Origin of the sequence: Serratia proteamaculans (assembly GCF_946227095.1) — a bacterium.
GTDB lineage: Bacteria > Pseudomonadota > Gammaproteobacteria > Enterobacterales > Enterobacteriaceae > Serratia > Serratia proteamaculans_E.
The window spans coordinates 677,685-703,537 of the sequence record NZ_CAMISV010000001.1 but is presented as its reverse complement, the minus strand read 5'-3'; the positions used below and the strand labels follow the sequence as shown (position 1 = coordinate 703,537).

Below are 25,853 nucleotides of genomic sequence, written 5' to 3'. Positions count from 1 at the left end.
CCAGGTGGCACGGCGCAGTAGAGGAGCAACAGATGTATCAGGATTTTGAGAGCGAACTGGACTGGGCGATGCGCCATATGCCACGCACCCGGGCTGCGGTAGCTGCGCTGCCGGATTTAAACGGCGTGCGACTGGCGTGCAATATGCATCTGGATCTGAAAATGGCGCCGCTGGTGGCGGGCCTGCTGGACAAGGGGGCGGCAATCTATCTGACCACCTGCAACCCGACCACGGTACAGGATGACGTGGTTGCGTGGCTGGAGCGCCGCGGTGCCGAGGCCCACGCCTGGCGGGACATGAGCGACGCCGACTGGTCCGAATCCTTCGACCGCGCACTGGCCTGGGCGCCGACTCACCTGTGTGAAATGGGGGCGGACTTGACCACCCGCCTGCATCAGTCAACCGACGGCCCACAGATTATCGCCGGGCTGGAAGCCACCGGTTCCGGCATCAGCCGACTGAATGGCATGGCACCGCGCTATCCGATTTTCAACTGGGATGACTTACCGGTGAAAGAAGGGCTGCATAATCGGCATATGGTCGGTCTGACCGCCTGGCATACCTTCTTCCAGACCACCCATTTAACGCTGCATGAAAAATGCGTGCTGGTGATCGGTTATGGTTTGGTTGGCCAGGGTGTGGCGGCAGCGGCGAAAGCCTACGGCGGGCAGGTGATAGTGGCGGAAATCGATCCGGCGCGGGCGCTGCAGGCACGCTATGACGGCTGGGCGGTGGTCGATCTCGCCAGTGCGGTGAGCCAGGCCGATGTGATTGCCACCGCGACCGGGGCGAAAAACGTGCTGTCGGCGCGGCATCTGCAGCAGGCGAAAGATGGGGTGTTCATTCTCAACGTCGGCCATGTGACGGCGGAAATTGACGTTGGCTTCCTGCAAAACCTGCCGCACAGCGAGCCTATGCCGTTTGTAAACGCCTACCAACTGGAAGAGAAAACGCTCTATTTGCTGGCCAATGGCTCGATGTTCAACCTGACAGCGGGCTACGGCGACAGCCTGAATGCTTTTGATGTGACGCTGGCGGTGATGGCGGCAGGCATTGGTCATATCGTGGGTGAAGGGGCACGCCAGGAACCCGGTTTATACCTGTTGCCTCAGTCGGCCTGGCAACCGGCACTGTAACTTTTTCCTTGCGGGCGCTAATCCCAGAGCGCTCGCGGTTTGAACAATTTTCTGTCCGACAGAATTTGTCACAAATCGGCTGGCATAATCCCAGTGCCAACTTCAGATCCCTCACATATAATTCGGCCAAATAAGACCTTCATCTTCTTCGTCACAGAGTAATGCATGTGAAAATACGTGTTTTGGTACTAACCCTGCTCGCATTGCAGGCAGGAGCAGGCATCGCGCCGCGCGCGCTGGCCAGCGAAAATAACGCCGCCGTTCGGGCCATCCAGCCTGAGCTGGCTTCCGGCAGCGCCATGGTCGTGGATATGCAAACCCACAATGTGATTTATGCGCGCAACCCGGATGAAGTGGTGCCGATCGCCTCTATCACCAAGGTGATGACCGCGATGGTGACGCTGGATGCCCATTTGCCGATGGATGAAATGCTGTCGGTGGATATTCATCAGACGCCGGAGATGAAAGGGATCTATTCGCGCGTACGTCTGAACAGCGAAATCAGCCGTAAAGATATGCTGTTACTGGCGCTGATGTCGTCAGAAAACCGCGCCGCTGCCAGCCTGGCACACCATTATCCGGGCGGTTACGGCGCATTTATCAAGGCGATGAATGCCAAAGCCAAATCACTGGGCATGACCAACACGCGTTACGTGGAGCCGACCGGGTTGTCGATTCATAACGTCTCGACCGCGCGTGACCTGACCAAGCTGCTGATTGCTACCAAGCAATACCCGCTGATTGGCCAGCTCAGTACCACCACCGAACGCATGGCCAGCTTCAAGGATCCGAACTATACGCTGCCGTTCCGTAACACCAACCATCTGGTGTACAACCCGAAATGGAACATCCAGTTGACCAAAACCGGCTTCACTAACGAAGCGGGGCATTGCCTGGTCATGCGTACCATGATCGGCAGTCGCTCAGTCTCGCTGGTGGTGTTGGACGCCTTCGGCAAGTATACCCATTTCGCCGACGCCAACCGTCTGCGCACCTGGATCGAAACCGGTAAGGTGACGCCGATCCCGGCCGCCGCCCGTGACTATCGTCGTCAGAAAGACGCCCGTCTGGCGAAGAACGAAAGCGAATAATCCGTTCTGCGGCCTGCGGAGTCTCTGCGGGCCGTTATTTCTCCCTAATGCCGCCTTATCCTTGCCGTCAGCGATATCTCCCATTACCTTGGCTAGAGTCGCGGCGCTAATCGATCCGCTATCATTAATGAATATCCTATCGTGCATGAGGACGGCATCCCATGAGCAAAGTTTCTACTTTTGTCATGTTCCAGGGCCAGGCCCAGCAGGCTATTGATCTTTATAGCGAGTTATTCGCCGGTTTCAAGGTTCAACAGTTGCAGCATTATGATGAAGACGATGAGGGGCCACGACGAGTCAGGCTGGCGACCATCGACTTCGAACGGCATAGTCTGGTGTTTACCGATAGCCCGGTTAGCCATGATTTCAGTTTTACTCCATCGGTGTCACTTTTCGTTAATTTTGCCACTGACGCGGAACTGGAGCGGATTTTCGCCCGTTTGGCTGAGGGCGGTGAAGTGTTGATGCCGATTGATGACTATGGTTTTAGCGCGCGTTTCGGTTGGATAAACGATCGCTTCGGCCTGTCCTGGCAACTGAATGTGCCGGCAGGCGAGGCGGGTTGATAAGCTTCGAACTTAGCCTATTCAAAATCAGTTGCCGCTATGCTAAACAGGTGACAACTGATGAATTTAAAAGGATGAACCGCTTTGGCCGGAAGTAGCTTACTGACTTTGATCGATGATATTGCCTCACTGCTGGACGATGTCTCGCTAATGACCAAAATGGCGGCGAAAAAAACCGCCGGCGTATTGGGGGACGATCTGGCGTTGAATGCGCAACAGGTTTCCGGGGTAAAGGCCGATCGCGAACTGCCGGTAGTGTGGAGCGTGGCCAAAGGGTCGTTTATCAACAAGGCGATCCTGGTGCCGCTGGCATTGCTGATCAGCGCATTTGCTCCCTGGGCCATTACACCGCTGCTGATGGTGGGCGGTGCCTACCTGTGCTACGAGGGGTTTGAGAAGGTGTTTCACAGCCTGACCCATAGCAAGCAAACGGGTGGTGAAGAGAAAAAAGAGGCGCTGGATGCCAATGAAGATGTGGCGGCCTACGAACAACGCAAAGTGAAAGGGGCAATACGTACCGACTTCGTGCTGTCCGCCGAGATCATTGCCATTACGCTGGGTACCGTGGCGGGTGCCACCTTCAGCCAGCAGGTGATCGTGCTGTGTGGTATCGCGATTGTGATGACGGTGGGGGTTTACGGCATCGTGGCCGGTATTGTTAAACTCGACGATCTGGGGCTGTACCTGAGCCGCAAAAGCAGTGCGCTGGTGCGTTCAATCGGTAACGGCATTGTCAGCGCCGCACCTTACCTGATGAAGACGCTGTCAATCGTCGGTACCATCGCCATGTTTATGGTTGGGGGCGGCATTCTGACCCACGGGTTGCCGCCGGTGCACCATTTGTTTGAGGACTGGGCGTCGTATGCCACCGTAGTGCCAACTTTCGGCCAGATCCTGCAGGGTGTGATCCCGGCATTGCTCAACGTGGTATTTGGCCTGATTGCCGGGGGCGTGGTGCTGCTGGTGGTTTCGGCTCTGGGCGCGATCCGGGGACGTTTGAAAGCCTGATAATATCGCCGGGTGCATCTTTTTTCGCACCCGTTTTATCACTGCTGTGGCAGGCTATTGTCACCTTCGCCCAGTACGCGCTGCATAATGTGAGTGTCGCGCCACTCACCCAACTTAAAACCCACCGCCTTTAGCGTGCCTACGCTGCAAAATCCCAGAGTCTGATGCAGGGCCAGCGAGCCCTGATTTTCTTTGGCATTGCCGACTGTCGCTAACATTTGGCGCCAGGGGCCTGACTCGCAGCGGGCGATCAGTTCGGCCAATAAGGCTTTGCCGATGCCCTGGCCTTGCTGCCCGTCGGCGACATACACCGACTCTTCCACGGTAAACCGATAAGCCGGGCGCGGGCGATAAGGGGTGGCGTAACAGTACCCCACCACCCGACTATCGCATTTGGCCACCAACCAGGGGAGCCCCGCTGCTTGCACCTTACTGAGTCGCTGCTGCATTTCCTCCAGTGTCGGCGGTGTTTCTTCAAACGACGCGGCACCGTACAACACATGATGGGTGTAAATTTGCTGCACGGAGGCCATGTCGTCTGGCGTGGCATCGGCGAGTATCAGCGGGGTAGCGTGGGACATAGTGTTCCTGTTTACCTTGAAAAATCAGAAGATAAGCGCATTATGCGCCGCCCCCGCCGACAAGGTAAATTGGGCTTTCTTATACTGAAGATAAGAAAATTCTATGGTTGTTCGCTCGTCGTTCGTCGTTGTACCAGGCGCGTTAATATGCCGGAGGCCAACAGGACGCCGAGGATCACCCAGGCTGCCCCAGCCAGTTGCCAGACGTTGGGTGCAGTACCGGTGAGTGTCGCCACCAACATAGTGAAAACCGGCGCCAGATTAAAGAAAATCGCGGTGCGAACCGAGCCTATTTTTTCCAGTCCGTTGAACCACAACAGGTAGGCCAGCAGCGAGCCGCATAGCGCCAGATAAACCACGGCCAGGTGTACGCTGAGGCTAGCGGTGGTCAGGCTTTGCAGCGGGTTTTCGAAGATAAACCCCAGCGGTAGCAGAGCCAGGGTGCCGAACAGCATCGAATAGCTGGTGGTTTCGATGGCGCTGGCGTTGTGCACCAGTCGGCGGGTGCCCACCATATTTAACGCCCAGGCCAGGCTGCCGAGTAAAATAATGCCGTCGCCGGGGCTGACTTCCAGCCGCAACAGCGTTTGGATCTGTCCTTTGGTAATCACCAATACCACGCCGATAAAACCGGCTAACAGACCGGCAATACGCGATCCGTTCAGTTTTTCATTCTCCCAGATCACGCCGAATACCAGCGTCCACAGCGGCGTAGTGGCCAGGATCAGGGCACCGTTGACCGGCGTGGTGGATTGCAGGCCGAAAAAAGTGCACAGATTGAATAGCGTAAAGCCCAGTACACCCAGTCCCAGGTAAGCCGGCCAATTATTTTTCAACGTGCTGAGGCGTAGTTGCCCACGCAGGCCGAAGAACAGCAAGAGTGCCAGCGTCGCCAGGCTGAAACGCTCAATCGACGCGGTGATCGGCGGCTGGTGGGCGATGATATAGGCACCGGCGTTAAAGTTGGTGCCCCAGAAGAAGGTGGCGATAATCACGCCCAGATAGGCCAGCGGCAGCGAGTTTTTCATCATGATTTCCTGTGGTGGCGAAATAAACAGAAAATAGCTTGCGCCTTAAACCTTCGCGGTAATACTCCCTATATGTTCACTGTTGATGTGAGAAAACACCCATGTTCAATTGGGAAGATCTGCACTATTTCATGGTGTTCGCCCGTGAAAAATCGCTGTCGGGTGCGGCCCGCAGCTTGAAGGTTGATCACGCCACCGTGGCCCGGCGAATCGCCAGCCTGGAGATGGCACTGGCATTAAAACTGGTTGATCGCCGTCCGCGTAGCTACTTGCTGACCGTCGATGGACAACGCATCGCGGCACAGGGGGACAGTATGACGCTTAACGCTTTTGCCATTAGCCGCAGCGCGCTTAATGGGCAACAGGGCGTCGCGGGCGAGGTGACGCTAAGTGTGCCACCGGTGATGGGGCTCAAGCTGATCGCGCCGCGCATTGCCCAATTGCAGCGGCGTTATCCAGATTTACAACTCATCCTGCTGGCGGAGACGGCCAACGTTTCGTTGTTGCGTGGCGAGGCGGACATTGCCATTCGGCTTAGCCGCGTCAGCGAAAGCGATCTGGTCACGCGAAAAATTGGCACCGTCGAGTTTGGCCTGTATGCCAATGCGAACTATCTGCGGGTGACGCCGAAAGCGGAGCGGGGGTTTATCGGTTATCACGACGAGCGGGCGGCCTCTGTGCAGCAGAAGTGGCTGCAGGAGCAAGCCGGAGAGCGTCCGCTGGTCATGCGCAGTAACGATTTGATGATCCAGGCCGCGGCTGCGGCAGCCGGTGCAGGTATCGCGCTGTTACCGCATTTTGTCGGGCAAGAATTGGGACTTGAACCTCTGGCAGCAGCGCAGTCGTTACAACGTGAAATCTGGCTAACGGTGCATGACGACATTCGCCATGCACCGGGTATCGCCGCGGTGACGGCGTTTTTGCTGGACTGCTACGCGGGTGTCCCGGGTATCACCCGGCTGGTGGATAACCTGAGCTGAGTGGGTTTAACCGCGCATTAACTGTGCCACCGCCTGCTGCAAGTAACGCAGCAACGGCGGGGTCAGCCAGGTGCCCTCGGTCAGCGTTGGCTCCCGCTCCATGGCCTGGCGAATTTTCATCTGGGTGGCAGGATCGGTACCGGCATAGGACTGGAACAGCTCAAGCCATTGCGCCGCCAGCTGTTTTGCCTGTCCGGACTCTGCTGGCACACCCTCATTCAGTGCCTGATGGAATTGGGCGATCAACGCCGGCCATTCCTGCAGGCGGGTAAAGTAGTGTTGACGTACATAGGCATATTCTTCTGCCGACAGGTATTTCTGATAGATCGAAAGCTTGGTTTCGGCAAATGCCCGGGTCACATAGTCAGTCATCGCCGGGGTGATACCGGTTTGTTCGCGCATTGAGGGCTCATCGGCATGCATGGCGTTAAGCCGGGTGAGGAACGCCGGGTTGCCCGCAGTATCACGTTCCAGCATCAGCATCCAACGTCGGGCCAGAGCCTGCGCCTGCAATTCTTGTGGTGCGGCACCGCGGTCGATCAACTGGCGGATACTGCTGACCAGTTCGCCCCATTCCTGATTACGTAGCGGATCGGCCTGATAGAAAGGCAGTTGCGCCAGCTCGTCTGCGGTAAAATATTTATCGTACATGGTCATTAACTCCAACGTAGTCAGCCAGTCGTTCAGTTCCGGTTCATCCCCGGCGGTAAGCTGTGCATGCATATGTTGCAGACGATCGCGTAGCGCGGCGGTTTGCACCAGTTGCTGCTCCAACATGGTAATTTGCTGCTCAATCACCGTAGTCAGTGTCATTCCTGAACGAGCCAAAATTGCCCCGACTTCCGCCAGCGTAACACCCATGCGGCGCAGCGCCTGAATATGGTGCAAGCGGGTGATGTCAGCCCGGTTATATAAGCGATACCCAGCGTCGGAACGCGCAGAAGGAACCAGCAAATCAATGCTGTCGTAATAATGCAGCGTCCTGACGGTGATACCGGAACGGCGGGCCAGTTCGCCAACTTTCAATAGCATGAGTGTGCTCCTCCCTTGTGCGTGCAGGAATACTAAAGCCTGACGTGGCGTGAGGGTCAATAGGCGGGATGAGGATATTTTCGGGGGAAGTTGCGGGTTCCATTAATAGAACCCGCAATTGAAATTAATGGGTTGATTACCAGCCCTTTACGGCGCCGCCGTTAAAGATTTTCTCTGCGGCCTGGGCCACTTCATCCGACTCGTAGGCCTTGATGAAGTTTTGTACGTTCGGCGCATCTTTGTTGTCTTCACGCGTCACGATGATATTGGTGTACGGCGAGTCCTTGTCTTCGATGAAAATGCCGTCTTTGGTTGGCGTCAGGCCGGTCTGGTTGATGTAAGTGGTACTGATGACGGCCACGGCGACTTTGGGATCGTCCAGTACCTGCGGCAACTGAGCTCCCTCCAGCTCCATAATCTTGTAGTTATGCGGGTTGGCGCTGATATCCAGCGAAGTCGGCAGCAGTCCTTTACCCTGTTTGAGCGTAATCAGACCGGTTTTTTCCAGCAGCAGCAGCGCACGACCGAGGTTGGTGGGATCCAGCGGGATGGCAATCACCGCGCCGTCCTGCAGCTCTTTCAGCGATTTGATTTTTTTCGAATAGCCGGCCATTGGGAACACGAAGGTATTGCCCACCGCGACCAGTTTGTAGCCATGATCTTTATTCTGCTGTTCAAGGAACGGCCGATGCTGAAAGACGTTGGCATCCAGCTCGCCTTTGTCGGTGGCGTCGTTGGGCAGCAGCGAACCACTGAAACCGACCAGTTCAACCTCCAGCCCGTACTTCTGTTTCGCTACCTGTTTGGCAACCTCCGCCACGTCCTGTTCTGCGCCGTTGATTACTCCGACCTTGATATGATTCTGATCGGTTTTTTGTTCACAGCCTTGCAGCGCCAGTACGGCGGCGAAGGCCGCCAGCAGAGGGGTGAAACGCCAGCTTTGAGTCATCGACTTCTCCCTGAAAAAAACAATTAAATCAGTTGGTTTTGTGCTGTTAGCTAAGCCTGAACCCGTGGGGAAGTCAAATGCTTGCTCAGCACAAAGGCTTCTAGCTAATAACAGGAAGCTTTATTGTGCACTTTTATTTGGCGCGCAGTACCACGATGCCCGGCGTGGCCTGCACGTAATCCATAAAGGGCGAGTCCACCACCTGCATATTTTCTTTACGCGAAGAGGCGTTACGCAGCACCGGGCCGTTTTCGGTCATGATATAAATGCCGGTATGAGTGACGTCCAGCCCTGCCAGGTGGGTGTAAATACCGATGTAATCACCGGTGTGCAACTGGGCCAGCACCTGGCCGTCGATAAAATCGCTGGGCAGATAGGTAATGCTGCGCTGAACGTTTTTCAGACCCGGCAGATAGCTGCCGCCATCCGCTTTTTGGTTCAGGTTTTTCACCAGCGTCACGGTGTGTGGGCTGAGCGTAGCGGTGATATCCGTCACGTTGGTTTTGACCTGATGTGACCAATCGGTGAAGAAATGTTTGCGTTGCAGGAAGTTGATATCACCGTTGGCATAGCGGATGTGAATCAGTCGCTGGACAAAATCTGCCTGAGTATTCGCCTGACGTAATGCATCGACATAATCAATATAGGTAAAGCAATCCAGGCCGCGGAAATCGATCACCAGTTTTTCCGGCGTCTCTTGCGAGCCAATCAGCATATTGGCAACGTAGGGCGTACCGAGGAACGGTTTGGACAGCAGATCGATCATGCGACCGCTATCCTGCTGCTGTTCTGCCGGCGCGGCGGCGCGCAGGGCGAGAAGCTGATTGAGTTTGTTTAACGTGTAGTTATCCATGCTGGCCTTGAAATCTGCAGGTAGGGTAGTGATGGGTTCAGGCGTTTGCCCAACCTGAATTTTATCGGTACAGCCGCCAAGCGCAATAGCCAATATCAATGAAACAACCTTGTACATTTTACCCTCCAATGGTTTCGGCACGTTATCATGCAAATGATAACAGTTCTCACCATGGCTGGAGAGGTTAAAACTTAAACATAGCCTCAACGTTTGGCTAACGCTTAATAACCGATTTCACTGTTAAACGGCAGGTACCAGAACAGGGCGATCTCGTGATCGGCGATGTCCGGTTGAGCGCGATACAGCAGGTGGTCTATGCCGCCAAGGATAAACCCAAAGCGTTGGTAGCAGCGGCAGGCGGGCAGATTGGTGTTCTGCGTTTCCAGCATCAGCCCGGCGGTTTCGTGGCGTTGCGCCCATTGTCGCGCCGTTTCCAGCAGTGCGGTGGCGACACCCAAACGGCGTACGTGAGCGCTGACCACAATTTCCTCAATCAGCGCGTAGCCGTTCCAGTTATTGCTCAGCGTGATGTGGCCAACCGGCTCGCCGCGATGGCGGGCCAGAAAGGTTTCGCTTTCGTCATTGACGAACGGGGCCAGCGGGTAGTGCTTGCGAAAGGGGGTGACCGGCAGCAGCGGCCAGTTGTCGATCGGAGTATCGAACACCGGTTGGGCGTAGTGGGCGATGTGAAAACTAAAGTCACAGCCGGTCAGGTAGCCGTCGGGTAAACGGCTGACCGGGGTAATTTGGATCGCCTGGCTCATGGGGCAAGCTCCCTCAGCAAACGCGCCGGGTTCCCGGCATAGATCCCTTTACGGGTGATGTTTTTGGTGACCACCGCACCGGCACCAATCACCGCACCGCTGCAGATCTCCACCGCCAGTACCGTGGCGCCGGAGCCGATGGAAACATGATCGCCAATTTGCGTACGACCCCAGCTCGTGGAGTCGGCATTGGGGGCGCCATCTTTAAACAGATCGTTGGCGAAGGTGACGTTATGGCCGATAAAACAGTCGGCGCCGATGGTGACATATTCACAGATGAAACTGTGCGACTGGATTTTGCTGCGGGCGCCAATGCTGACGTTTTTCTGGATCTCAACAAAGGGGCCGACAAATACCCCATCGCCGAGTCTACAGCCATATAGATTACAGGGCTGAACTACGGTGACATTTTGACCGGCGTCGACATCGACAATACCGGCCTGAAGAACACGAATGGCGGATGACATGACATTCCTCACGGCAGTGACGCAGGGGGGAATTATAAAACAAACTGTCGCCACGTCTGTGCTTTCCGAACGCTTTTTCAGCGAAAGACTATAATTAGTACAGGGGAGAGAGCCCCGTGGCCGCAATCCTCGTACGGTTAGCAATCCGTCAGAGGGGTAAATTCGTTCGCCGATCGCGACCTACGGCGATGAAGGAGGTGTCTCATGGTTAGTCATGTTTGGGGACTTCTGGCGCATCCAAGCACCGAGTTCGAACACATTAGAAGCGAGAACGAAAGCGTCTCGCACCTTTACACCCACCATGTGCTGTTGCTGGCGTTGATCCCGGTAATCTGTGCCTTTATCGGCACCACCCAACTGGGCTGGCTCTCCGGCGAAGGACATGCTATCCGGCTCGATACATTCACTGCATCCTACACTGCGGTCGCCTTTTACCTGTTGATGCTGGCGGGCGTGGCCATCATGGGGAAAGTGATCCATTGGATGGCTCGGCGTTATGAAGTACGTCCCAGTCTGCATCGCTGCATGGTGTTTGCCGGTTACATCGCTACCCCGATGTTCCTCAGCGGTATTGTGGCGTTGTATCCCGTGGTGTGGCTGTGCCTGTTTGTCGGCGTGATTGGCCTGTGCTATTCGGGCTATCTGCTGAATCTGGGCATACCTCACTTCCTGAATATCGACAGTAAGGAAGGGTTTATCTTCTCCAGCTCCACCTTTGCCATCGGTATCCTGCTGCTTGAGCTGCTGCTTGGGGTCACGGTACTGCTGTGGGGGTATGGTTCCTGGTTGTTCTGAAATCTGTTTTGATATTGCCCCTCACGCCGGTCTGGCGTGAGGGGCTTTTGCTATTCAGGATTGGCGAAATACCAGTATCACGCCAAGCAGAATCGCCGCCATTCCCAGCATGCTAACGGCAGCCAGCGCGTGGTCGAGCAGCAGGTAATCGAGCAGGGCGGTTACCGCCGGGATCAGATAAAACAGGCTGGTGACCTGCACCAGATTGCCGCGTTGGATCAGTCGGTACAGCAAAAAGGTCGCCAACACCGAAATCACCACCGCCATCCACAGCAGCGGTACGATAAATGCCGCACTCCAATCGACCCGCAGCGGTTCAAAGGGTAACACCAGCGTACACATCAGCAACCCGACGGCGTACTGCAACGGCAACACGGCCAACGGCGGCTGGGCCAGGCCTTTTTGCAGCAGCGTACCGGCGGTCATGCAGCCCAGGGCGACAAAGGCACACAGCATGCCGAGCAGCGAAAAGTGCGCAACCATCAGGCTTTGATACACCACCAGCGTTAACCCGGCCATCGCCAGCAGCAGCCCAAGGCCGCGCAGCCCAGAACAGCGGCGTTCGGTAATGAACTGAGTGAGGATCGGCTGAACGCCAAGCAGCGTCGCCAATACGCCGGGAGTAATGCCTTGTTCCAGCGCCAGCAGATAACATATCTGGTAACTGCCGATCATCAGCAGCCCGATAAGCGCCACGCGGCGTCGGGTGCCGGGCACGGGCAGGCATTGCCGTTGCCACAGGCCGATCGCCAATAGCAGTGCCAGCGCGATAGCGCAACGGAAGAACAAAAAGGCAAAGGCGGAAGCATGCTCCAGCCCCCAGCGAGAGAAAATGGCGCCGCTGCTCCAAAGCAGGACGAATAGCGTTGCCAGGCCGGCGTTGGCCCATTGGGAAATAAATCGCATTTGGTTTTCACCTGTCGTGAAAGTAACAAACTCCAGCATGCACGGCAGTCTTTGCCTGAACGCAAATCAAATAAAGCTGGAGGTGAGAATTCGGTTTGGCTTAGCGCACAACCACAGAGCGTGGTGGGTAAGCAGCAACCGCAGAGACGACAGAGAAAACGGCAGGTGGGGCAGAGGATGCGCACAGCAGAACGACGGCCGAAAGGGTCGTGTTCGCAGGATCTTTCATGTGCGCAAACTGAGTCATTGATATTCCTGAATGCAGGGAGTGATTAACTATTCCAAGATAGTGAAATCCAGTGGGCTGTGCAACATAAAACTAACAAAGTATCCGGCCAGGCCCTGGCCCCCGAATGACGGGGGCACTGGCTGAAAGAAATAACATTACTGGTTATTGTCGACCCAGTGTTTGCGCTTACTGGTTTTGCCCAGGCCCGGGTTAAAGCTGTTGGTCGGGTCGGCAGAGCGGTAGAACGCCTGTAGATCGGGCTTGGCCGGGTAGAGGTGGCCGACGTTATGTTCCGCCGGGTACTCTGCGCCGCGCTGGTCGAGGATCGCCAGCATTTGCTCTTTCAGCGCATGGCTGTCGACGCCTTTTTTCACCACATAGTCCTGATGAAACACGTGGCACATAAAGTGGCCGTAATACAGCTTGTGCACCAGTTGGCTATCGATTTCCGGCGGCAGAGTTTCGAACCAGTCGGTGTCGTTGCGGCGCAGCGCGATATCCAGCGCCAGAATATCTTCAACCTTGTCGGCATGCACTGCATGGTAACGCACGGCAGCACCGGCGGCGGCAAAGCGGTGTAGGAAAGCTTTTTTGCCTTCGTCCGGGGTACAAACGAAGAACTCGCCGTCGGCCTGGGCAAAGTACTGGTTCAGGTACTGCTGAGCCTCTTCAACGCCCGGACCGGCCATTTTCAGCAGCAGGTGATGTTCAAAGCGTTCGCGGTAGTCTTTCATCCGTTTCGGCAGGTGGCTGGGGGCCAGGTGGCTCAACCCCTGCATCAGCCGATCGGTCAGGTTGTGCGGCAGCAGCGGCAGCTTGTTGAGGCTGGCGTCCATGCGGCCTTTCAGGGTGAAGAAGCTGGGCATCTGATCGGTGCCCAGCTTGTCGATCATCATAAAGGTGTCTTTGCCGTACACTTCGGCGATATCAAAAATATCCCGATGCATGTACTCGCCGGCCACCGGCAGGTTGTCGAATTGGCTGAGCATATGACGACGCAGTTCGGTTAAGACGGCGGTGTTGTTGGTGCCGATATAAAACACCTGCTCTTTACCTTCTTTCTCGAAGGTATCCAGCCGTACGGCAAATACCGCCAGCTTGCCGGCGCAGCCGGAGGCTTCGAACAGGCGGCGTTTGTCGGCGTTAAATCGGGACGGGGTATCGGCATTCACATCGCGTACCCGGCTGGCGTATTCGTTGTCGGAGGCACGCAGTTCGCCGTGCTCGACATCTTCCGGGCGGTAGTCACCTTTTTCCAATCGGGTGAGGATCTCCTCCGGCGTATCGCCAAGTTTAATTCCCAAATGGTTCACCAGCCGCAGTTGGCCGTCTTCACCCAACTGGGCGTACAGCGCCATTTCGGTATAGGCCGGTCCGCGCTTGACCAGCGAGCCGCCGGAGTTGTTGCACACACCGCCGATCACCGAAGCGCCAATACAGGAGGAGCCGATCACCGAATGTGGCTCACGGCCGTAAGGTTTCAGGAGTTTTTCTAACTGATTAAGGGTGCTGCCTGGGAAACCGACCACCTGTTTGCCGTTGTCCAGCACCTGCACATGATTGAGTCGCAGAGTGCTGATAATGACGACATCGCGGTCGTAGTCATTGCCGCTGGGCGTTGACCCCTCGGTCAGACCGGTGTTCGCCGCCTGCATGATGACAATTTTGTCGGCGGCGACGCAGGCCTCCAGCAGTTGCCACAGTTGCAACAGGCGCGTCGGAAACACCACCGCCAGCGCCTGGCCAACCCCAGAGCGGAAGCCTTTGCGATAACGTTCGGTGCTACGTTCGCCGGTCAGCAACTGCGGGCCGCCGACGATACTTTTGAGCTGATTGAGAAACGCCTGGTGGGTCGCGCTGGTGGACTGCGTCATGCCGATCTCCCTGTGGTACCCGTCGTCTTGCAAGCCGCGCGTTGTTGGCGATAACCTGAAGTTCGTAGGGTAATCATTTAATGGTTTATTAATTTGCCAGCCTAATAACTTATTAACTTAGTAGTGATCTGCGTAACCGGCCTGACGCTCTTCTTCACGCAGCGTCAGGATTTCCACGCCGTCGGCGGTGACTGCTACGGTGTGCTCCCATTGAGCAGACAGCTTTTTGTCGCGGGTCACCACCGTCCAACCGTCTTTCTTTTGCTTAATCCGGTGATCGCCCTGGTTAATCATGGGTTCGATGGTAAACACCATGCCTTCCTGCAGCACCATACCAGTACCCGGCTGGCCAAAGTGCAGTACCGCCGGCTCTTCGTGCATATCCCGGCCGATGCCGTGACCGCAGTATTCACGCACGATGCTGTAGCCAGCCTGTTCGGCGTGTTGCTGAATAGCATGGCCGATATCGCCCAGCGTCGCCCCCGGCTTAACTACCCGGATGCCTTGCCACAGCGACTCATACACATTGTTCACCAGCCGCTTGGCCAGCGGTGTGGTCTGGCCGATGCAGTACATCTTGCTGGAGTCGGCGATATAGCCGTCGTTTTCCAGCGTAATGTCGACGTTAACGATCATGCCGGAACGCAGAATTTTGCTGACCGACGGAATGCCATGGCAGATCACGTCGTCAATCGACGTATTGAGCACATAAGGAAAATCGTACTGCCCTTTGCTGGCCGGGCGCGATTTCAGCTCATTGACGATAAAGGCCTCGGTGCGGTCGTTGATCTCCATGGTGGAGATGCCCTCGACAATCACCTTATCGAGCATAGCAAACACCTGCGCCAGCAGGGCGCCAGAGTGACGCATTTTGGCAATCTCTTCCGACGTTTTGATCACAATCTCTTTCACCCGATAATCTCCTTCAAGGTCAGCACGTTATCTTTCATCATTTTTTTTACCAGTTGCGGGTAGGTCAGTTCCGGATGGAACTCCGCCAACATGCCGATTTTTATCCAGTACTCCGCCTGCGCGTTGATCGAGCGCGTCATCGTCAAACTGGCGAGGCGCAGATCGTCATGCAGCACGTCCGAAATTTTTACTATGCCCATAGGCTGCTCCCTAAGCGATTTATATACGAAGTGTATATGGTTTGGATGGTGCGAATGTTGCTATCTGTGGCATAGGAAGATTCCGGGTCACAATGATTGCCGCCGTCGGGCAATGCGTTTATTGTGATAAACGACTTTTTTTCACTGATTTTTCAGAAGGATTTAGGGCGTGAGCAAATTACGTGTTGGGGTGATTTTTGGCGGTAAATCGGCGGAGCATGAAGTTTCGCTGCAGTCGGCAAAAAATATTGTGGATGCAATCGACAAAGATAAATTTGACGTCACGCTGCTGGGGATCGACAAGCAGGGGCAATGGCACATTAACGATGCGTCCAATTACCTGCTGAATGCGGAAAACCCGGCGCTGATTGCCTTGAACCGCTCAAATAAAAATGTGGCGCTGATCCCCGGCCAGGAAAAGCAACAACTGATCGAGTCAGGCAGCGCCGGTGCGCTGGGCCAGCTCGATGTGGTGTTCCCCATTGTGCACGGCACGCTGGGGGAAGACGGTTCGTTGCAGGGACTGTTGCGGATGGCCAACCTGCCGTTTGTCGGTGCCGGTGTGCTGGGTTCAGCGGTTAGCATGGACAAAGACGTCACCAAACGTCTGTTGCGTGATGCCGGGTTGGCGGTGGCGCCTTTTGTGACGCTGACGCGCAACAACCGCGCTAAATACAGTTTTGAACAACTCAGTGAACGCCTGGGGCTGCCGCTGTTTGTGAAACCGGCGAATCAGGGCTCTTCGGTAGGGGTCAGCAAGGTGCAGGATCGCGCCGGCTATGAGGCTGCGGTAGCGCTGGCATTCAGCTTCGATCATAAAGTGCTGGTGGAATCAGCGATTGTCGGCCGTGAGATTGAGTGCGCGGTATTGGGCAACGACGAGCCGCAGGCCAGCCTGTGTGGCGAAATCGTGCTGAGCGACGCCTTCTATTCCTACGACACCAAATACATCAATGAGCAGGGCGCTCAGGTGATAGTGCCGGCGGCGATTGCGCCAGAAGTGAGTGATAAAATCCGCGATGTAGCGCTGAAAGCATTTCGGGCGCTCGAGTGTTTCGGTCTGGCGCGTGTCGACGTGTTCCTGACGCCGGACAACAACGTGGTAATCAACGAAATCAACACGCTGCCGGGCTTCACCAATATCAGCATGTATCCCAAACTGTGGGCCGCCAGCGGCGTCAGCTACAGCCAACTGATCACCCGCCTGATTGAATTGGCGTTGGAGCGTCATCAGCAGGACCGCGCGCTGAACAGCTCGGTGTTTGATCGGTAAAACAATGAGGGGCGAATAGATTTTCGCCCCTCATTTCTTATTTCACTGTCACATCAATATCGCCAAAATACTTCTTCGCCAGCTCACCCACGGTGCCTTGCTGTTTCACTTTGACGATCGCCTCATTCAGCTTTTTCTTCAGGGCGTCATCACCCTTACGCAGGCCGAAGGCAATGCCCTCACCGAGGATTTTGTCGTCGCTGACTGCATCGCCGACAAAGGCGAAGCCCTTACCGTCCGGATGCGCCAGGAAACCGCTTTGGCCCGACGGTGCCATGACCAGCGTCGCGTCGAGACGCCCGGCAGTCAGGTCGAGATAAGCCTGGTTCTGATCCTGATAGGACACCACGTCCACACCCTGAGGTGCCCAGTGGACCTTGGCGTAAGTTTCCTGAATCGAACCCTGCAGTACGCCGACGTGCTTGCCCGCCAACGAGGTGGCATTTGGCAGCAGGCCGCTGTCAGCCTTGGCGATCAGGCGGTTCGGCACCTGATAGATTGAATCGGTAAAGTCGATTGCCTGGCGACGCTGGTCGGTGACGTTCATCGCCGAGTTGATGGCGTCAAACTTGCGGGCCTTCAGCGCTGGGATCAGGCTGTCGAACGAAGTCTCGACCCAACTGCATTTTAACTGGGCGGCGGCACAAACCGCGTTGCCCAGATCGATATCAAAACCTTCCAGCTTACCGCTGGCCGATTTGGATTCGAACGGGGGATACAGCGCTTCCAGACCGAAGCGCAGGGTGTTTTCCGCCGCCAGCGTGGACCCGGCGGCCAGCAGGCAGCCTGCGGCGATCAACGTTTTCAGTGATTTCATAGTCGAGCCCTTTTCCCATGGTCAAAGCAAAAATAAATGCGTTATACCTGACACAGACGGCGTGCGCCTTCCAGCAGGGTCTCATTATCTTTAGAAAAACTCAGTCGAATGATGCCGGTGTTGGTGCCGTCGCTGTAAAACGCCGACAGCGGGATAGTCGCAACTTTGGCCTCACGGATCAGACGTACCGCAAAGTCATTGTCGCTTTCGCTGCTGAAACCGCTAAAGCGGGCCAACATAAAGAAGCTGCCACGGCTGGGCAGTAATTCAAAGCGTGAATCCTGCAGCGCGCTCGCCAGTAAATCACGTTTCTGCTGATAGAAGTCCGCCAGTCCCAGATAACTTTGCGGGTTGCCCAGCGCTTCGGCGAAGGCGTACTGCATCGGCGTATCGGCGGAAAACACCATAAACTGGTGCACCTTGCGGATCTCGTCCATCAGCGCCGCCGGTGCCATGCAGTAACCGACGCGCCAGCCGGTCACGTGGTAGGTTTTGCCAAACGACGACACGATCACGCTGCGTTCAGCCAACTGAGGGTGGCGTGCCATGCTGTGGTGAATATCACCGTCGAACACCACGTGTTCGTAGACCTCGTCGGACAGGATGACGATATCGGTATTGCGCGTCAGGGCGGTCAGGCGTTCAATATCATGTTCGCCGAATACGCTGCCGGTCGGGTTGTGCGGGCTGTTAACGATGATCATCCGCGTTTTGCTGTTGATGGCGGCGGCGACTTCATCCCAGTCAATATGCAGGTCCTGTAGCGACAGTTTGATCGCTACCGGTGTTGCGCCCTGTAAGCGTACGATCGGCGCATAGCTGTCGAACGCCGGTTCGAAATAAATCACCTCATCGCCCGGATGCACCAGCGCGCTGATGGCGGAATACAATCCTTCGCTGGCACTGGCAATGACCGTGATTTCTTCGTCGGTGTCATAGCGTGCGCCATACAATCGTTCAAATTTGTCTGCCAGCGCGGTACGTAATGCCGCCACGCCGCTCATCGGTGCGTATTGGTTATGACCTGCGCGCATGGCTTGCGCCACCGCTTCAACCAATTGAGGTTCACAGGCGAAGTTCGGTGCCCCCTGCGACAGATTCAGGGCCTGATGTTCGGCGCTGAGCTGGCCGATAACGGTGAAAATCGTGGTGCCGACGTCCGGCAACTTCGAGCGGTGTGAGCAGGCGCTCTGCATGAGTGGCTCCAGGGGAAACAGGGGAAGTATGGTTTGATTAAGCATCACTGAGGGTAGGCCAACAAGGGAAAGTTTGTCATACTCGCCATGCATCCAGATCATGGCTTGAGAGGCCGCTATGTCAATGTCCTTACCTTCCCTAGACGTACTGAAAACCTTTGTGGTGGTGGCGCAGCGGCTGAATTTTACCCATGCCGCCCAGAGTCTGCACTTGACACAGGGCGCGGTTAGCCGGCAGATCCTCGGGCTGGAGCAGCATCTGGGCTACCCGCTGTTTAGCCGCCGGGCGCGCGGCCTGACGCTGACCCCACAGGGCGCGATGCTGCTGGCACCGGTGCAGCAGGCGCTCGGACAGTTGGATGAGGCACTGGCGCGGGTCGGGGCGCAGCCGGGTACCTTGCGCATCAAATGCCCGACCTGTGCCATGAGCTGGGTGCTGCCGCGCATTATCCGGCTGCAAAATGAACGGCCGGAAATGCATATTGAGCTAACCGCTTCGGTGTCGCACGGGCTGGATTTTGGCGCAGAACATTTTGATGCCGCGGTGGTGTTCGGCCAGCCACAGGCCAAAAAATTGCGGGTTCATCATCTGTTCGATGAAATCCTGACGCCGGTCTGCACGCCGTCGTATCTGCCCGATTTGTCACGCCCACCCACACCAGCCGATTTGGCGGAGAAAACCCTGCTGCATCCCACGCGCGATCGCCGCGATTGGCTGCTGTGGCTGAAGGCCGCGGGGTTCGAGGCATTGCCATCCGGCAAGGCGCAGCATTTCGATACGCTCGATCTGGCGATGAGCGCCGCACTGCAAGGCTTTGGCATTGCCATCGGCGATCTGTGCCTGCTGGAGGAGGATATTCAGGCGCGGCGTGTGGTCACGCCGTTCCCGCTCAGCGTGGTCAGCGGTGCTGCGTACTATTTGGTCTATCCTGAACGGGCGGTGGTGCCGCAGGCATTAACCGAACTGGTCAATTTCCTCAGTGATGAAGCGGAGCAAAGCCGCGCCAGGCTGCAAAACTATCGACCGGCCTTCGCTAACAGCTTGTAACTTTTAACATTACAAATTATTTCTGCGCTGAAAAGGAGTATGGCACACTGTTTTTTCACGTTGATAAATCATCTCCGTCGCCGCCTGCGGCGGGAACATGCCTGAGATCAAATAATATGAAATGGCTTTGTGTGGTGAGTATGTTGTCCGGTCTGGCCATCAGCCCGGTTTTTGCGCAGGAAAGCGCCGTGATCCAGGGTGTTAATGCCCAGCAGCGCGATGCCTTCGTAACCAAGCTGATGAAACAAATGACGCTGGCCGAAAAAATTGGCCAGTTGCGTTTAATCAGCGTCGGGCCGGATAACCCGAAAGAGGCGATCCGCGACGGTATCAGCAAGGGGCAGATTGGCGCTATCTTCAATACCGTTACCCGGCCGGATATCCGCGCCATGCAGGATCAGGCCATGCAGCTCAGCCGCCTGAAAATCCCGTTATTCTTCGCCTACGACGTGGTGCACGGTCAACGTACGGTGTTCCCAATCAGCCTGGGGCTGGCGGCCAGTTTTGACCTCGAAGCCATCGCGCTCAGCGGCCGGGTATCGGCGCAGGAAGCCAGCGACGACGGCCTGAACATGACGTTCTCGCCGATGGTCGATATCACCCGCGATCCGCGCTGGGGCCGGGTCTCGGAAGGTTTTGGGGAAGATACCTGGCTGGTGTCCAAAATTGCCAAAGTGATGGTGGATGCCTACCAAAACGGTGACCCGTCCAAACCCGGTTCCATCATGGCCAGCGTGAAGCACTTCGCGTTGTACGGGGCTACCGAAGGCGGCCGCGATTACAACACCGTCGATATGAGCCCGCTAAGAATGTACCAGGACTACCTGCCGCCGTATAAGGCGGCGGTGGACGCCGGCAGCGGCGGGGTGATGGTGTCACTCAACTCGATAAACGGCATTCCGGCCACCGCCAACCCGTGGCTGTTAAAAGACCTGCTGCGCGATCAGTGGGGCTTCAAAGGCATCACCATCAGTGACCACGGTGCGATTAAAGAGCTGATCAAACACGGCGTGGCTGAAGACGCGCGCGATGCGGTGCGGCTGGCAATCACTTCCGGCGTCGACATGAGCATGAGCGACGAATATTACGACCAATACCTGCCGGGGCTGGTCAAAGACGGGCTGGTATCGGAAAGCGACATCGATCGTGCCTGCCGCGACGTGCTGAACACCAAATATGATATGGGCCTGTTCAAAGACCCTTATACCCACCTTGGTCCGGTCGGCTCCGATCCGCAGGACACCAATGCCGAAAGCCGTTTGCACCGTGCCGAAGCGCGCGTGATTGCGCGTAAAACCATGGTGTTGCTGAAAAACGACAAGCAGACGCTGCCGTTGAGTAAGCAGAGCACCATAGCGCTGGTTGGGCCGATGGCCGACAGTCAGCGTGACGTGATGGGCAGTTGGTCGGCGGCCGGGGTGATCAAACAGTCAGTGACTCTCCGTCAGGGGCTGGAGCAGGCGGTGGGCGACAAGGCGAAGATCCTCTATGCCAAGGGGGCCAACGTCACTCAGGACAAGAGCATTATCGACTATCTGAACGAGTATGAGCCGGCGGTGGTGTTTGATACCCGCCCGCCACAGCAGATGATTGATGAAGCGGTGCAGGCGGCGAAGAAAGCCGATGTGGTGGTGGCGGTGGTGGGTGAATCGCAGGGGATGGCACACGAAGCTTCAAGCCGGGCCGACATTACCATTCCGCAAAGCCAGCGTGATCTGATCGCGGCGTTGAAGGCCACCGGTAAACCGCTGGTGCTGGTGTTGATGAACGGGCGACCGCTGGCGCTGAGCTGGGAAAGTCAGCAGGCGGATGCGATGCTGGAAACCTGGTACAGCGGCACCGAGGGCGGTCATGCGGTGGCCGACGTGTTATTCGGGGACTACAACCCGTCGGGCAAATTACCGATGACCTTCCCACGCTCAGTCGGGCAGATCCCGATGTACTACAATCACCTGAATACCGGCCGTCCGTTCGGCAAGGAAAACCCGGGCAAGTACACCTCCCGTTACTTTGACTCACCGAACGGCCCGCTGTATCCCTTTGGTTATGGCCTGAGCTACACCAGCTTTAGCCTGTCGGATCTGAAACTCTCCAGCCCGACGATGGCGCGCAACGGCAAAATCACCGCCAGTGTCACGCTGAAGAATACCGGTAAGTATGATGGCGCTACCGTGGTGCAGTTATATCTGCAGGACGTGACGGCTTCGGTCAGCCGCCCGGTGAAAGAGCTGCGTAACTTTAAAAAGGTGATGCTGAAAGCCGGTCAGACGCAGAAGGTGGAGTTGCCGATCACCGAAGAGGATCTCAAGTTCTATAACGCCAGCCTGAAATGGGGTGCGGAACCGGGCAAGTTTAATGTATTTGTCGGCCTGGATTCCGACGAGGTACAGGCACAGAGCTTTACCCTGAAGTAATCACTCATGGCCCTCTCTCACTGTGGTGGGAGAGGGTCTTGTTGATGTTTAACGCCCACCTGTTTTGTTTAATTCCCCGGCTATTTTCTCAATCGTTGATCCCGCTGATTGTTTCGCCATGGCTATCGCTATATCATTTTATATATAACGATAATCAACCGGAATCCCCCTCATGTTCAAACGCTTCCCGCGCCTACTGTTGCTTTTTATTCTGTTCTCTTGCGCTGCGCAGGCAGACCGTCAGGTTACTGACCAACTCAATAGACAGGTTACGCTACCCGATACCATCACCCGCGCCGTGGTGTTGCAACACCAGACGCTGAACCTGCTGGTGCAGCTCGACGCTCTGCCGCAGGTGGTTGGGGTGCTCAGCAGTTGGAAGAAGCAGCTGGGGCCGAATTATCTGCGCTTGGCGCCCGGCCTGGCAAACATGCCGATGCCGGGCGATCTCACCTCGGTGAACATCGAAAGCCTGCTCCGATTGCATCCGCAGGTGGTGTTCGTTGCCAACTATGCACCACCGGAAATGATTGCCCAGATTGAAAGGGCCGGCATTCCGGTGGTGGCGATTTCACTGCGTCGTGAGGCGGCGGATCAGGCAGGAAAAATGAACCCGCAGCTGAAAGATGAAGATCAGGCTTATAACCTGGGCCTGCAGGATGGCATTCGCTTAATCGGCACGGTCATGGGCCACCAGCCGCAGGCCGAGGCGCTGATCCAGGACGTATTTCAACAACGGACGCTGGTGGCAGACCGGCTGCGCGACCTGCCGGAGGATCAGCGAGTACGGGTCTACATGGCCAATCCGGACTTAACCACTTACGGTTCGGGCAAATACACCGGACTGATGATGCAGCACGCCGGGGCCCTCAACGTGGCGGCGAAGGACATTAACGGGTTTAAACAGGTGTCGATTGAGGATGTGCTGAAGTGGAACCCGGCGGTGATCTTCGTGCAGGAACGCTATCCCGAAGTGGTGAAGCAAATCCTCAGCTCACCGCAGTGGCAGGGGATTGATGCGGTGAAAAACAAACGTGTCTATCTGATGCCGGAATACGCCAAGGCCTGGGGTTACCCGATGCCGGAAGCGCTGGCGTTGGGCGAACTGTGGATGGCGAAAAAGCTTTATCCGCAGCGTTTCAGCGACGTTAATCTGCAACAGCGGGTGGACGCCTACTACCGGCAGTATTACCGCAGTAGCTGCTGCCAGAGTGGGCAATGAGGCTGGGCTGGCTGATCCTGCTGACGTTGCTTTGTGCGCTGTTATCGTTGGGCATCGGTCGCTATCCGGTATCCGCGGCCCACAGCCTGCTAATCTTGCTGGAGCCTTTGACTGGCCCGCACGGCGGTATTGATGAAATCCAACGGCAGGTGATCCTCGGGGTGCGTGTGCCCCGGGTGTTGCTGGCGATGGGGGCCGGGGCGGCTCTGGCATTATGTGGTGCGGCGCTACAAGGGGTATTTCGCAACCCGCTGGTGGATCCGCACATTATCGGTGTCTCTTCCGGTGCGGCTTTTGGCGGTACCCTGGCAATTTTGCTCAGCCTGCCAATGGCGCTGCTGTTGCTGTCTGCTTTTGTGTTCGGCATGGCGGCTTTGCTGCTGATTTTTGCTATTACCAGCGCCATTGCCCGGCGCAATATTCTGTCACTGGTGCTGGCCGGGGTGATCCTCAGCGGCTTTTTCTCCGCCTGCGTCAGCCTGCTGCAATATCTGGCCGATACCGAAGAAAAGCTGCCGAGCATCGTATTCTGGTTGCTGGGCAGTTTTGCTACCGCCGACGATAACAAACTGTTGATGCTGTTCCTGCCACTGCTGTTGGGCGGCGGGCTGCTGCTGGCATTGCGCTGGCGCATTAATCTGTTGTCGCTGGGGGATGAGGATGCCGCCGCGCTGGGCATCAATGTCGAAGGGACCCGCTGGCTGATCCTGACGCTGTGTGCCGCCATCGTCGCTGCACAGGTGGCGGTGAGCGGCAGCATCGGTTGGGTAGGGCTGGTGATCCCACACGTTGCCCGCCTGCTGGTCGGCCCGGATCATCGTCGTTTGTTGCCAGCCTCAATGTGTCTGGGCGCGCTGTATATGGTGTTGATCGACGATTTGGCGCGCACCTTAAGCAGCAGCGAAATTCCATTGGGCATCCTGACGGCGCTGATTGGTGCGCCGCTGTTTGCGTTGCTGTTGCGCCGGGCGCAACTGAGAGGCTGGCATGGCTGAGACATTGCTGCGGGTAGAGGGGCTGGGTTTTAGCTGGCCCGGCCAGAAACCACTGTTTCATCAATTGAATTTACAGTTACGGCGCGGTGAGGTGCTGGCGGTGCTCGGCCCCAACGGACGCGGTAAAAGCACCCTGATGCAACTGCTGCTCGGTACCTTACCGCTGCAGCAGGGCGCGGTGGAACGGGGGAACGGCATCGGTTTTGTCCCACAACAGTTCGCTGCCCCCTTTGCTTATCGGGTGTTGGATATCGTGCTGATGGGGCGCGCGCGTTACGTGGGTTTGTTCCGCTCCCCCTCAGCGGAGGATCACCGACTGGCGAAAGAGGCGCTACAGTCGCTGGATATGCTGGGCTTTGCCGATCGCGAATTTGGCAGCCTGTCCGGCGGGCAGCGGCAACTGGTATTGATAGCCCGTGCCTTGGCGATGAGCTGTGAGGTGTTGATGCTGGACGAACCGACTTCGGCGCTGGACTTGCACCATCAGGACCGGGTGCTGAGCTTGATCTCACATCTGGCACGGGAACGACAGATGGCGGTGATGTTTTCTACCCATCAGCCCAATCATGCACATGCGGTGGCCGATCGCGCCCTGTTGCTGGGGGCGGCAGGACAGCATCAACTGGGCTCCTGTGCTGAGGTGCTGACGGCCGAGAGCCTGTCGCCGCTGTTTGATTTGGCGATTGAACGGGTGGCCTTGCAGATCGACGGTCGTCAGTTTGAAACGCTGGTGCCCTTGTACCGTAGCCAACGGGAGCGTGAAAGTGAGTAATATCTTGTTGTTCGCCGCCGGTAGCCTGCGTGGGGCATTCGGTCCCTTGTTGGCTGCCTTTCAGGCACAAACCGATGAGGCGGTGGAGGCGGTATTTGGCCCGGCGGGCCTGCTGCGCCAGCGAATCGAAGCCGGGGAATGCCCGCATATTTTCGCCTCGGCCAATCTGGCGCACCCGCAGCGATTGGTGAGTTTGCAACTGTCGTCACGGGGTGAGCCTTTTGCTCGCAACCGGCTTTGCGCCACGGTGCGTAATATTGCTGGCTTAACCGAACGGCCGTTGCTGGAGGTACTGCTGGACTCGCGTTGGCGGGTGGCAACGTCAACGCCGGGCGCTGATCCATCCGGCGACTATGCGCAGCAGCTGTTCGAGCGTATTGAGCGCTTAGCGCCGGGGCAGGGCGTCGCCTTGCAGCAGCGGGCTTTGGCGTTGGTAGGCGGGCCCGATTCCGCACCGTTGCCGCCGGATCGACTGGCGGCGGAGTATCTGCTTAACAGCAGGCAGGCGGATATTTTCCTCGGGTATGCCAGCTATGGCGCAGCCTTGGCGGGTTTCCCTGAACTGGCGGTGCGGCAGTTACCCCCACCGTTGGCGATTGATGCCGATTACGGCCTGTGCCTGCTGGATACGCGAGCGCAGCCTTTGGCCGGGTTTATTCTGGCGGAACAGGGGCAGGAGATACTGCGGCGGCAGGGTTTTTTACCTGCCAACGTGATGAGCTAATGGCTTATTAAGCTGGCAGGT

At 56.7% G+C, this 25,853-nt stretch carries 26 protein-coding genes; 13 read left to right on the top strand and 13 right to left on the bottom strand.

The features are described 5' to 3' along the window. Nucleotides 1-32 precede the first annotated feature (32 nt). The 4 genes from OC597_RS03425 to OC597_RS03410 all read left to right on the top strand — a co-directional run bounded on the left by OC597_RS03425 (nucleotide 33) and on the right by OC597_RS03410 (nucleotide 3,801). Nucleotides 33-1,136 (top strand): adenosylhomocysteinase, encoded by a 1,104-nt coding sequence (locus tag OC597_RS03425; RefSeq protein ID WP_261283924.1) that lies wholly within the window; start codon nucleotides 33-35, stop codon nucleotides 1,134-1,136. Between the two features lie 161 nt (nucleotides 1,137-1,297). Then, entirely contained in the window at nucleotides 1,298-2,227 is a 930-nt protein-coding gene (pbpG, locus tag OC597_RS03420; RefSeq protein ID WP_261463101.1) for a D-alanyl-D-alanine endopeptidase, read from the top strand. Between the two features lie 161 nt (nucleotides 2,228-2,388). Beyond that, nucleotides 2,389-2,793, top strand: coding sequence for a VOC family protein (locus tag OC597_RS03415; protein WP_261463102.1), 405 nt, complete (start codon nucleotides 2,389-2,391; stop codon nucleotides 2,791-2,793). 84 nt (nucleotides 2,794-2,877) lie between these two features. After that, a complete protein-coding gene (locus OC597_RS03410; protein WP_261251884.1) occupies nucleotides 2,878-3,801 on the top strand; it encodes a DUF808 domain-containing protein in 924 nt (307 codons plus the stop codon). A 38-nt stretch (nucleotides 3,802-3,839) separates the two neighbouring features. On the opposite strand, the gene OC597_RS03405 is transcribed toward OC597_RS03410, so the two are convergent. Together OC597_RS03405 and OC597_RS03400 are read right to left on the bottom strand one after the other, a co-directional pair. Beyond that, on the bottom strand, nucleotides 3,840-4,382 hold the full coding sequence (locus tag OC597_RS03405) for a GNAT family N-acetyltransferase (RefSeq protein WP_261283926.1): 543 nt from the start codon (nucleotides 4,380-4,382) through the stop codon (nucleotides 3,840-3,842). A 101-nt stretch (nucleotides 4,383-4,483) separates the two neighbouring features. Further along, complete coding sequence (locus tag OC597_RS03400) at nucleotides 4,484-5,413, bottom strand: DMT family transporter (RefSeq protein WP_262207444.1); 930 nt, start codon at nucleotides 5,411-5,413, stop codon at nucleotides 4,484-4,486. 98 nt (nucleotides 5,414-5,511) lie between these two features. Here OC597_RS03400 and OC597_RS03395 point away from each other — a divergent pair, with 98 nt between their 5' ends. Continuing rightward, entirely contained in the window at nucleotides 5,512-6,390 is an 879-nt protein-coding gene (locus OC597_RS03395; RefSeq protein ID WP_262207442.1) for a LysR family transcriptional regulator, read from the top strand. 6 nt (nucleotides 6,391-6,396) lie between these two features. Here OC597_RS03395 and OC597_RS03390 read toward each other — a convergent pair whose 3' ends face one another. The 5 genes from OC597_RS03390 to OC597_RS03370 form a co-directional block, all read right to left on the bottom strand. Then, nucleotides 6,397-7,422: a MerR family transcriptional regulator gene (locus tag OC597_RS03390; protein ID WP_262207440.1), complete on the bottom strand. Its 1,026-nt coding sequence runs from the start codon at nucleotides 7,420-7,422 to the stop codon at nucleotides 6,397-6,399. A gap of 136 nt (nucleotides 7,423-7,558) precedes the next feature. Then, the gene (locus OC597_RS03385; protein WP_261283931.1) at nucleotides 7,559-8,371 is read right to left on the bottom strand and encodes a MetQ/NlpA family lipoprotein; all 813 of its coding nucleotides are present in this window, start codon (nucleotides 8,369-8,371) and stop codon (nucleotides 7,559-7,561) included. 133 nt (nucleotides 8,372-8,504) lie between these two features. Further along, the gene (locus OC597_RS03380) at nucleotides 8,505-9,341 is read right to left on the bottom strand and encodes a DUF1460 domain-containing protein (RefSeq protein WP_262207438.1); all 837 of its coding nucleotides are present in this window, start codon (nucleotides 9,339-9,341) and stop codon (nucleotides 8,505-8,507) included. A gap of 104 nt (nucleotides 9,342-9,445) precedes the next feature. Continuing rightward, nucleotides 9,446-9,988 (bottom strand): GNAT family N-acetyltransferase, encoded by a 543-nt coding sequence (locus tag OC597_RS03375; RefSeq protein ID WP_261251891.1) that lies wholly within the window; start codon nucleotides 9,986-9,988, stop codon nucleotides 9,446-9,448. Then, nucleotides 9,985-10,455 (bottom strand): acyltransferase, encoded by a 471-nt coding sequence (locus OC597_RS03370; protein WP_261283934.1) that lies wholly within the window; start codon nucleotides 10,453-10,455, stop codon nucleotides 9,985-9,987. The genes OC597_RS03375 and OC597_RS03370 overlap by 4 nt, the downstream gene beginning before the upstream one ends. Before the next feature lie 204 nt (nucleotides 10,456-10,659). Between OC597_RS03370 and OC597_RS03365 the strand changes: the two genes are divergently transcribed. Beyond that, nucleotides 10,660-11,250, top strand: a complete 591-nt coding sequence (locus tag OC597_RS03365; protein WP_261251893.1) for a Yip1 family protein — start codon at nucleotides 10,660-10,662, stop codon at nucleotides 11,248-11,250. Between the two features lie 54 nt (nucleotides 11,251-11,304). Here the strand turns inward: OC597_RS03365 and OC597_RS03360 are convergent, their stop codons facing one another. The 4 genes from OC597_RS03360 to OC597_RS03345 all read right to left on the bottom strand — a co-directional run bounded on the left by OC597_RS03360 (nucleotide 11,305) and on the right by OC597_RS03345 (nucleotide 15,371). Next, a complete protein-coding gene (locus tag OC597_RS03360; RefSeq protein WP_261251894.1) occupies nucleotides 11,305-12,156 on the bottom strand; it encodes a DMT family transporter in 852 nt (283 codons plus the stop codon). Between the two features lie 384 nt (nucleotides 12,157-12,540). Continuing rightward, nucleotides 12,541-14,259, bottom strand: a complete 1,719-nt coding sequence (gene dld, locus OC597_RS03355) for a D-lactate dehydrogenase (RefSeq protein WP_261424662.1) — start codon at nucleotides 14,257-14,259, stop codon at nucleotides 12,541-12,543. Between the two features lie 117 nt (nucleotides 14,260-14,376). Continuing rightward, entirely contained in the window at nucleotides 14,377-15,171 is a 795-nt protein-coding gene (map, locus tag OC597_RS03350) for a type I methionyl aminopeptidase (RefSeq protein WP_112350153.1), read from the bottom strand. After that, complete coding sequence (locus tag OC597_RS03345; RefSeq protein WP_262207435.1) at nucleotides 15,168-15,371, bottom strand: ParD-like family protein; 204 nt, start codon at nucleotides 15,369-15,371, stop codon at nucleotides 15,168-15,170. The genes map and OC597_RS03345 overlap by 4 nt, the downstream gene beginning before the upstream one ends. A 169-nt stretch (nucleotides 15,372-15,540) precedes the next feature. Between OC597_RS03345 and ddlA the strand changes: the two genes are divergently transcribed. After that, on the top strand, nucleotides 15,541-16,644 hold the full coding sequence (gene ddlA, locus OC597_RS03340; protein WP_261251897.1) for a D-alanine--D-alanine ligase: 1,104 nt from the start codon (nucleotides 15,541-15,543) through the stop codon (nucleotides 16,642-16,644). A gap of 37 nt (nucleotides 16,645-16,681) precedes the next feature. Here ddlA and OC597_RS03335 read toward each other — a convergent pair whose 3' ends face one another. Further along, entirely contained in the window at nucleotides 16,682-17,461 is a 780-nt protein-coding gene (locus tag OC597_RS03335; RefSeq protein WP_261251898.1) for an ABC transporter substrate-binding protein, read from the bottom strand. Between the two features lie 41 nt (nucleotides 17,462-17,502). Then, nucleotides 17,503-18,657, bottom strand: a complete 1,155-nt coding sequence (locus OC597_RS03330; RefSeq protein WP_262207432.1) for a pyridoxal phosphate-dependent aminotransferase — start codon at nucleotides 18,655-18,657, stop codon at nucleotides 17,503-17,505. 118 nt (nucleotides 18,658-18,775) lie between these two features. Between OC597_RS03330 and OC597_RS03325 the strand changes: the two genes are divergently transcribed. From OC597_RS03325 to OC597_RS03300, 6 genes are all read left to right on the top strand, one after another. Then, nucleotides 18,776-19,705 (top strand): LysR substrate-binding domain-containing protein, encoded by a 930-nt coding sequence (locus OC597_RS03325; RefSeq protein WP_262207431.1) that lies wholly within the window; start codon nucleotides 18,776-18,778, stop codon nucleotides 19,703-19,705. A gap of 116 nt (nucleotides 19,706-19,821) precedes the next feature. Next, nucleotides 19,822-22,119 carry a beta-glucosidase BglX gene (gene bglX / locus OC597_RS03320; protein ID WP_262207429.1) on the top strand — a complete coding sequence of 766 codons (2,298 nt, stop codon included), beginning with the start codon at nucleotides 19,822-19,824 and terminating at the stop codon, nucleotides 22,117-22,119. 172 nt (nucleotides 22,120-22,291) lie between these two features. Beyond that, a complete protein-coding gene (locus OC597_RS03315; protein WP_219015653.1) occupies nucleotides 22,292-23,341 on the top strand; it encodes an ABC transporter substrate-binding protein in 1,050 nt (349 codons plus the stop codon). Further along, entirely contained in the window at nucleotides 23,338-24,336 is a 999-nt protein-coding gene (locus OC597_RS03310; RefSeq protein ID WP_262207426.1) for a FecCD family ABC transporter permease, read from the top strand. Before OC597_RS03315 ends, OC597_RS03310 begins: the two co-directional genes overlap by 4 nt. After that, nucleotides 24,329-25,108, top strand: a complete 780-nt coding sequence (locus OC597_RS03305; RefSeq protein ID WP_261283941.1) for an ABC transporter ATP-binding protein — start codon at nucleotides 24,329-24,331, stop codon at nucleotides 25,106-25,108. Before OC597_RS03310 ends, OC597_RS03305 begins: the two co-directional genes overlap by 8 nt. Then, complete coding sequence (locus OC597_RS03300; protein WP_262207424.1) at nucleotides 25,101-25,832, top strand: substrate-binding domain-containing protein; 732 nt, start codon at nucleotides 25,101-25,103, stop codon at nucleotides 25,830-25,832. Before OC597_RS03305 ends, OC597_RS03300 begins: the two co-directional genes overlap by 8 nt. Nucleotides 25,833-25,853 lie beyond the last annotated feature (21 nt).

What these genes read in the sequence shown, in the direction of transcription:
- OC597_RS03425 (WP_261283924.1), top strand. Translation starts at nt 33, where the DNA reads ATGTATCAGGATTTTGAGAGCGAACTGGACTGGGCGATGCGCCATATG.
- pbpG (WP_261463101.1), top strand. Translation starts at nt 1,298, where the DNA reads ATGCATGTGAAAATACGTGTTTTGGTACTAACCCTGCTCGCATTGCAG.
- OC597_RS03415 (WP_261463102.1), top strand. Translation starts at nt 2,389, where the DNA reads ATGAGCAAAGTTTCTACTTTTGTCATGTTCCAGGGCCAGGCCCAGCAG.
- OC597_RS03405 (WP_261283926.1), bottom strand. Translation starts at nt 4,382, where the DNA reads ATGTCCCACGCTACCCCGCTGATACTCGCCGATGCCACGCCAGACGAC.
- OC597_RS03400 (WP_262207444.1), bottom strand. Translation starts at nt 5,413, where the DNA reads ATGATGAAAAACTCGCTGCCGCTGGCCTATCTGGGCGTGATTATCGCC.
- OC597_RS03395 (WP_262207442.1), top strand. Translation starts at nt 5,512, where the DNA reads ATGTTCAATTGGGAAGATCTGCACTATTTCATGGTGTTCGCCCGTGAA.
- OC597_RS03390 (WP_262207440.1), bottom strand. Translation starts at nt 7,422, where the DNA reads ATGCTATTGAAAGTTGGCGAACTGGCCCGCCGTTCCGGTATCACCGTC.
- OC597_RS03385 (WP_261283931.1), bottom strand. Translation starts at nt 8,371, where the DNA reads ATGACTCAAAGCTGGCGTTTCACCCCTCTGCTGGCGGCCTTCGCCGCC.
- OC597_RS03380 (WP_262207438.1), bottom strand. Translation starts at nt 9,341, where the DNA reads ATGTACAAGGTTGTTTCATTGATATTGGCTATTGCGCTTGGCGGCTGT.
- OC597_RS03375 (WP_261251891.1), bottom strand. Translation starts at nt 9,988, where the DNA reads ATGAGCCAGGCGATCCAAATTACCCCGGTCAGCCGTTTACCCGACGGC.
- OC597_RS03370 (WP_261283934.1), bottom strand. Translation starts at nt 10,455, where the DNA reads ATGTCATCCGCCATTCGTGTTCTTCAGGCCGGTATTGTCGATGTCGAC.
- OC597_RS03365 (WP_261251893.1), top strand. Translation starts at nt 10,660, where the DNA reads ATGGTTAGTCATGTTTGGGGACTTCTGGCGCATCCAAGCACCGAGTTC.
- OC597_RS03360 (WP_261251894.1), bottom strand. Translation starts at nt 12,156, where the DNA reads ATGCGATTTATTTCCCAATGGGCCAACGCCGGCCTGGCAACGCTATTC.
- dld (WP_261424662.1), bottom strand. Translation starts at nt 14,259, where the DNA reads ATGACGCAGTCCACCAGCGCGACCCACCAGGCGTTTCTCAATCAGCTC.
- OC597_RS03345 (WP_262207435.1), bottom strand. Translation starts at nt 15,371, where the DNA reads ATGGGCATAGTAAAAATTTCGGACGTGCTGCATGACGATCTGCGCCTC.
- OC597_RS03335 (WP_261251898.1), bottom strand. Translation starts at nt 17,461, where the DNA reads ATGAAATCACTGAAAACGTTGATCGCCGCAGGCTGCCTGCTGGCCGCC.
- OC597_RS03330 (WP_262207432.1), bottom strand. Translation starts at nt 18,657, where the DNA reads ATGCAGAGCGCCTGCTCACACCGCTCGAAGTTGCCGGACGTCGGCACC.
- OC597_RS03325 (WP_262207431.1), top strand. Translation starts at nt 18,776, where the DNA reads ATGTCAATGTCCTTACCTTCCCTAGACGTACTGAAAACCTTTGTGGTG.
- bglX (WP_262207429.1), top strand. Translation starts at nt 19,822, where the DNA reads ATGAAATGGCTTTGTGTGGTGAGTATGTTGTCCGGTCTGGCCATCAGC.
- OC597_RS03315 (WP_219015653.1), top strand. Translation starts at nt 22,292, where the DNA reads ATGTTCAAACGCTTCCCGCGCCTACTGTTGCTTTTTATTCTGTTCTCT.
- OC597_RS03310 (WP_262207426.1), top strand. Translation starts at nt 23,338, where the DNA reads ATGAGGCTGGGCTGGCTGATCCTGCTGACGTTGCTTTGTGCGCTGTTA.
- OC597_RS03305 (WP_261283941.1), top strand. Translation starts at nt 24,329, where the DNA reads ATGGCTGAGACATTGCTGCGGGTAGAGGGGCTGGGTTTTAGCTGGCCC.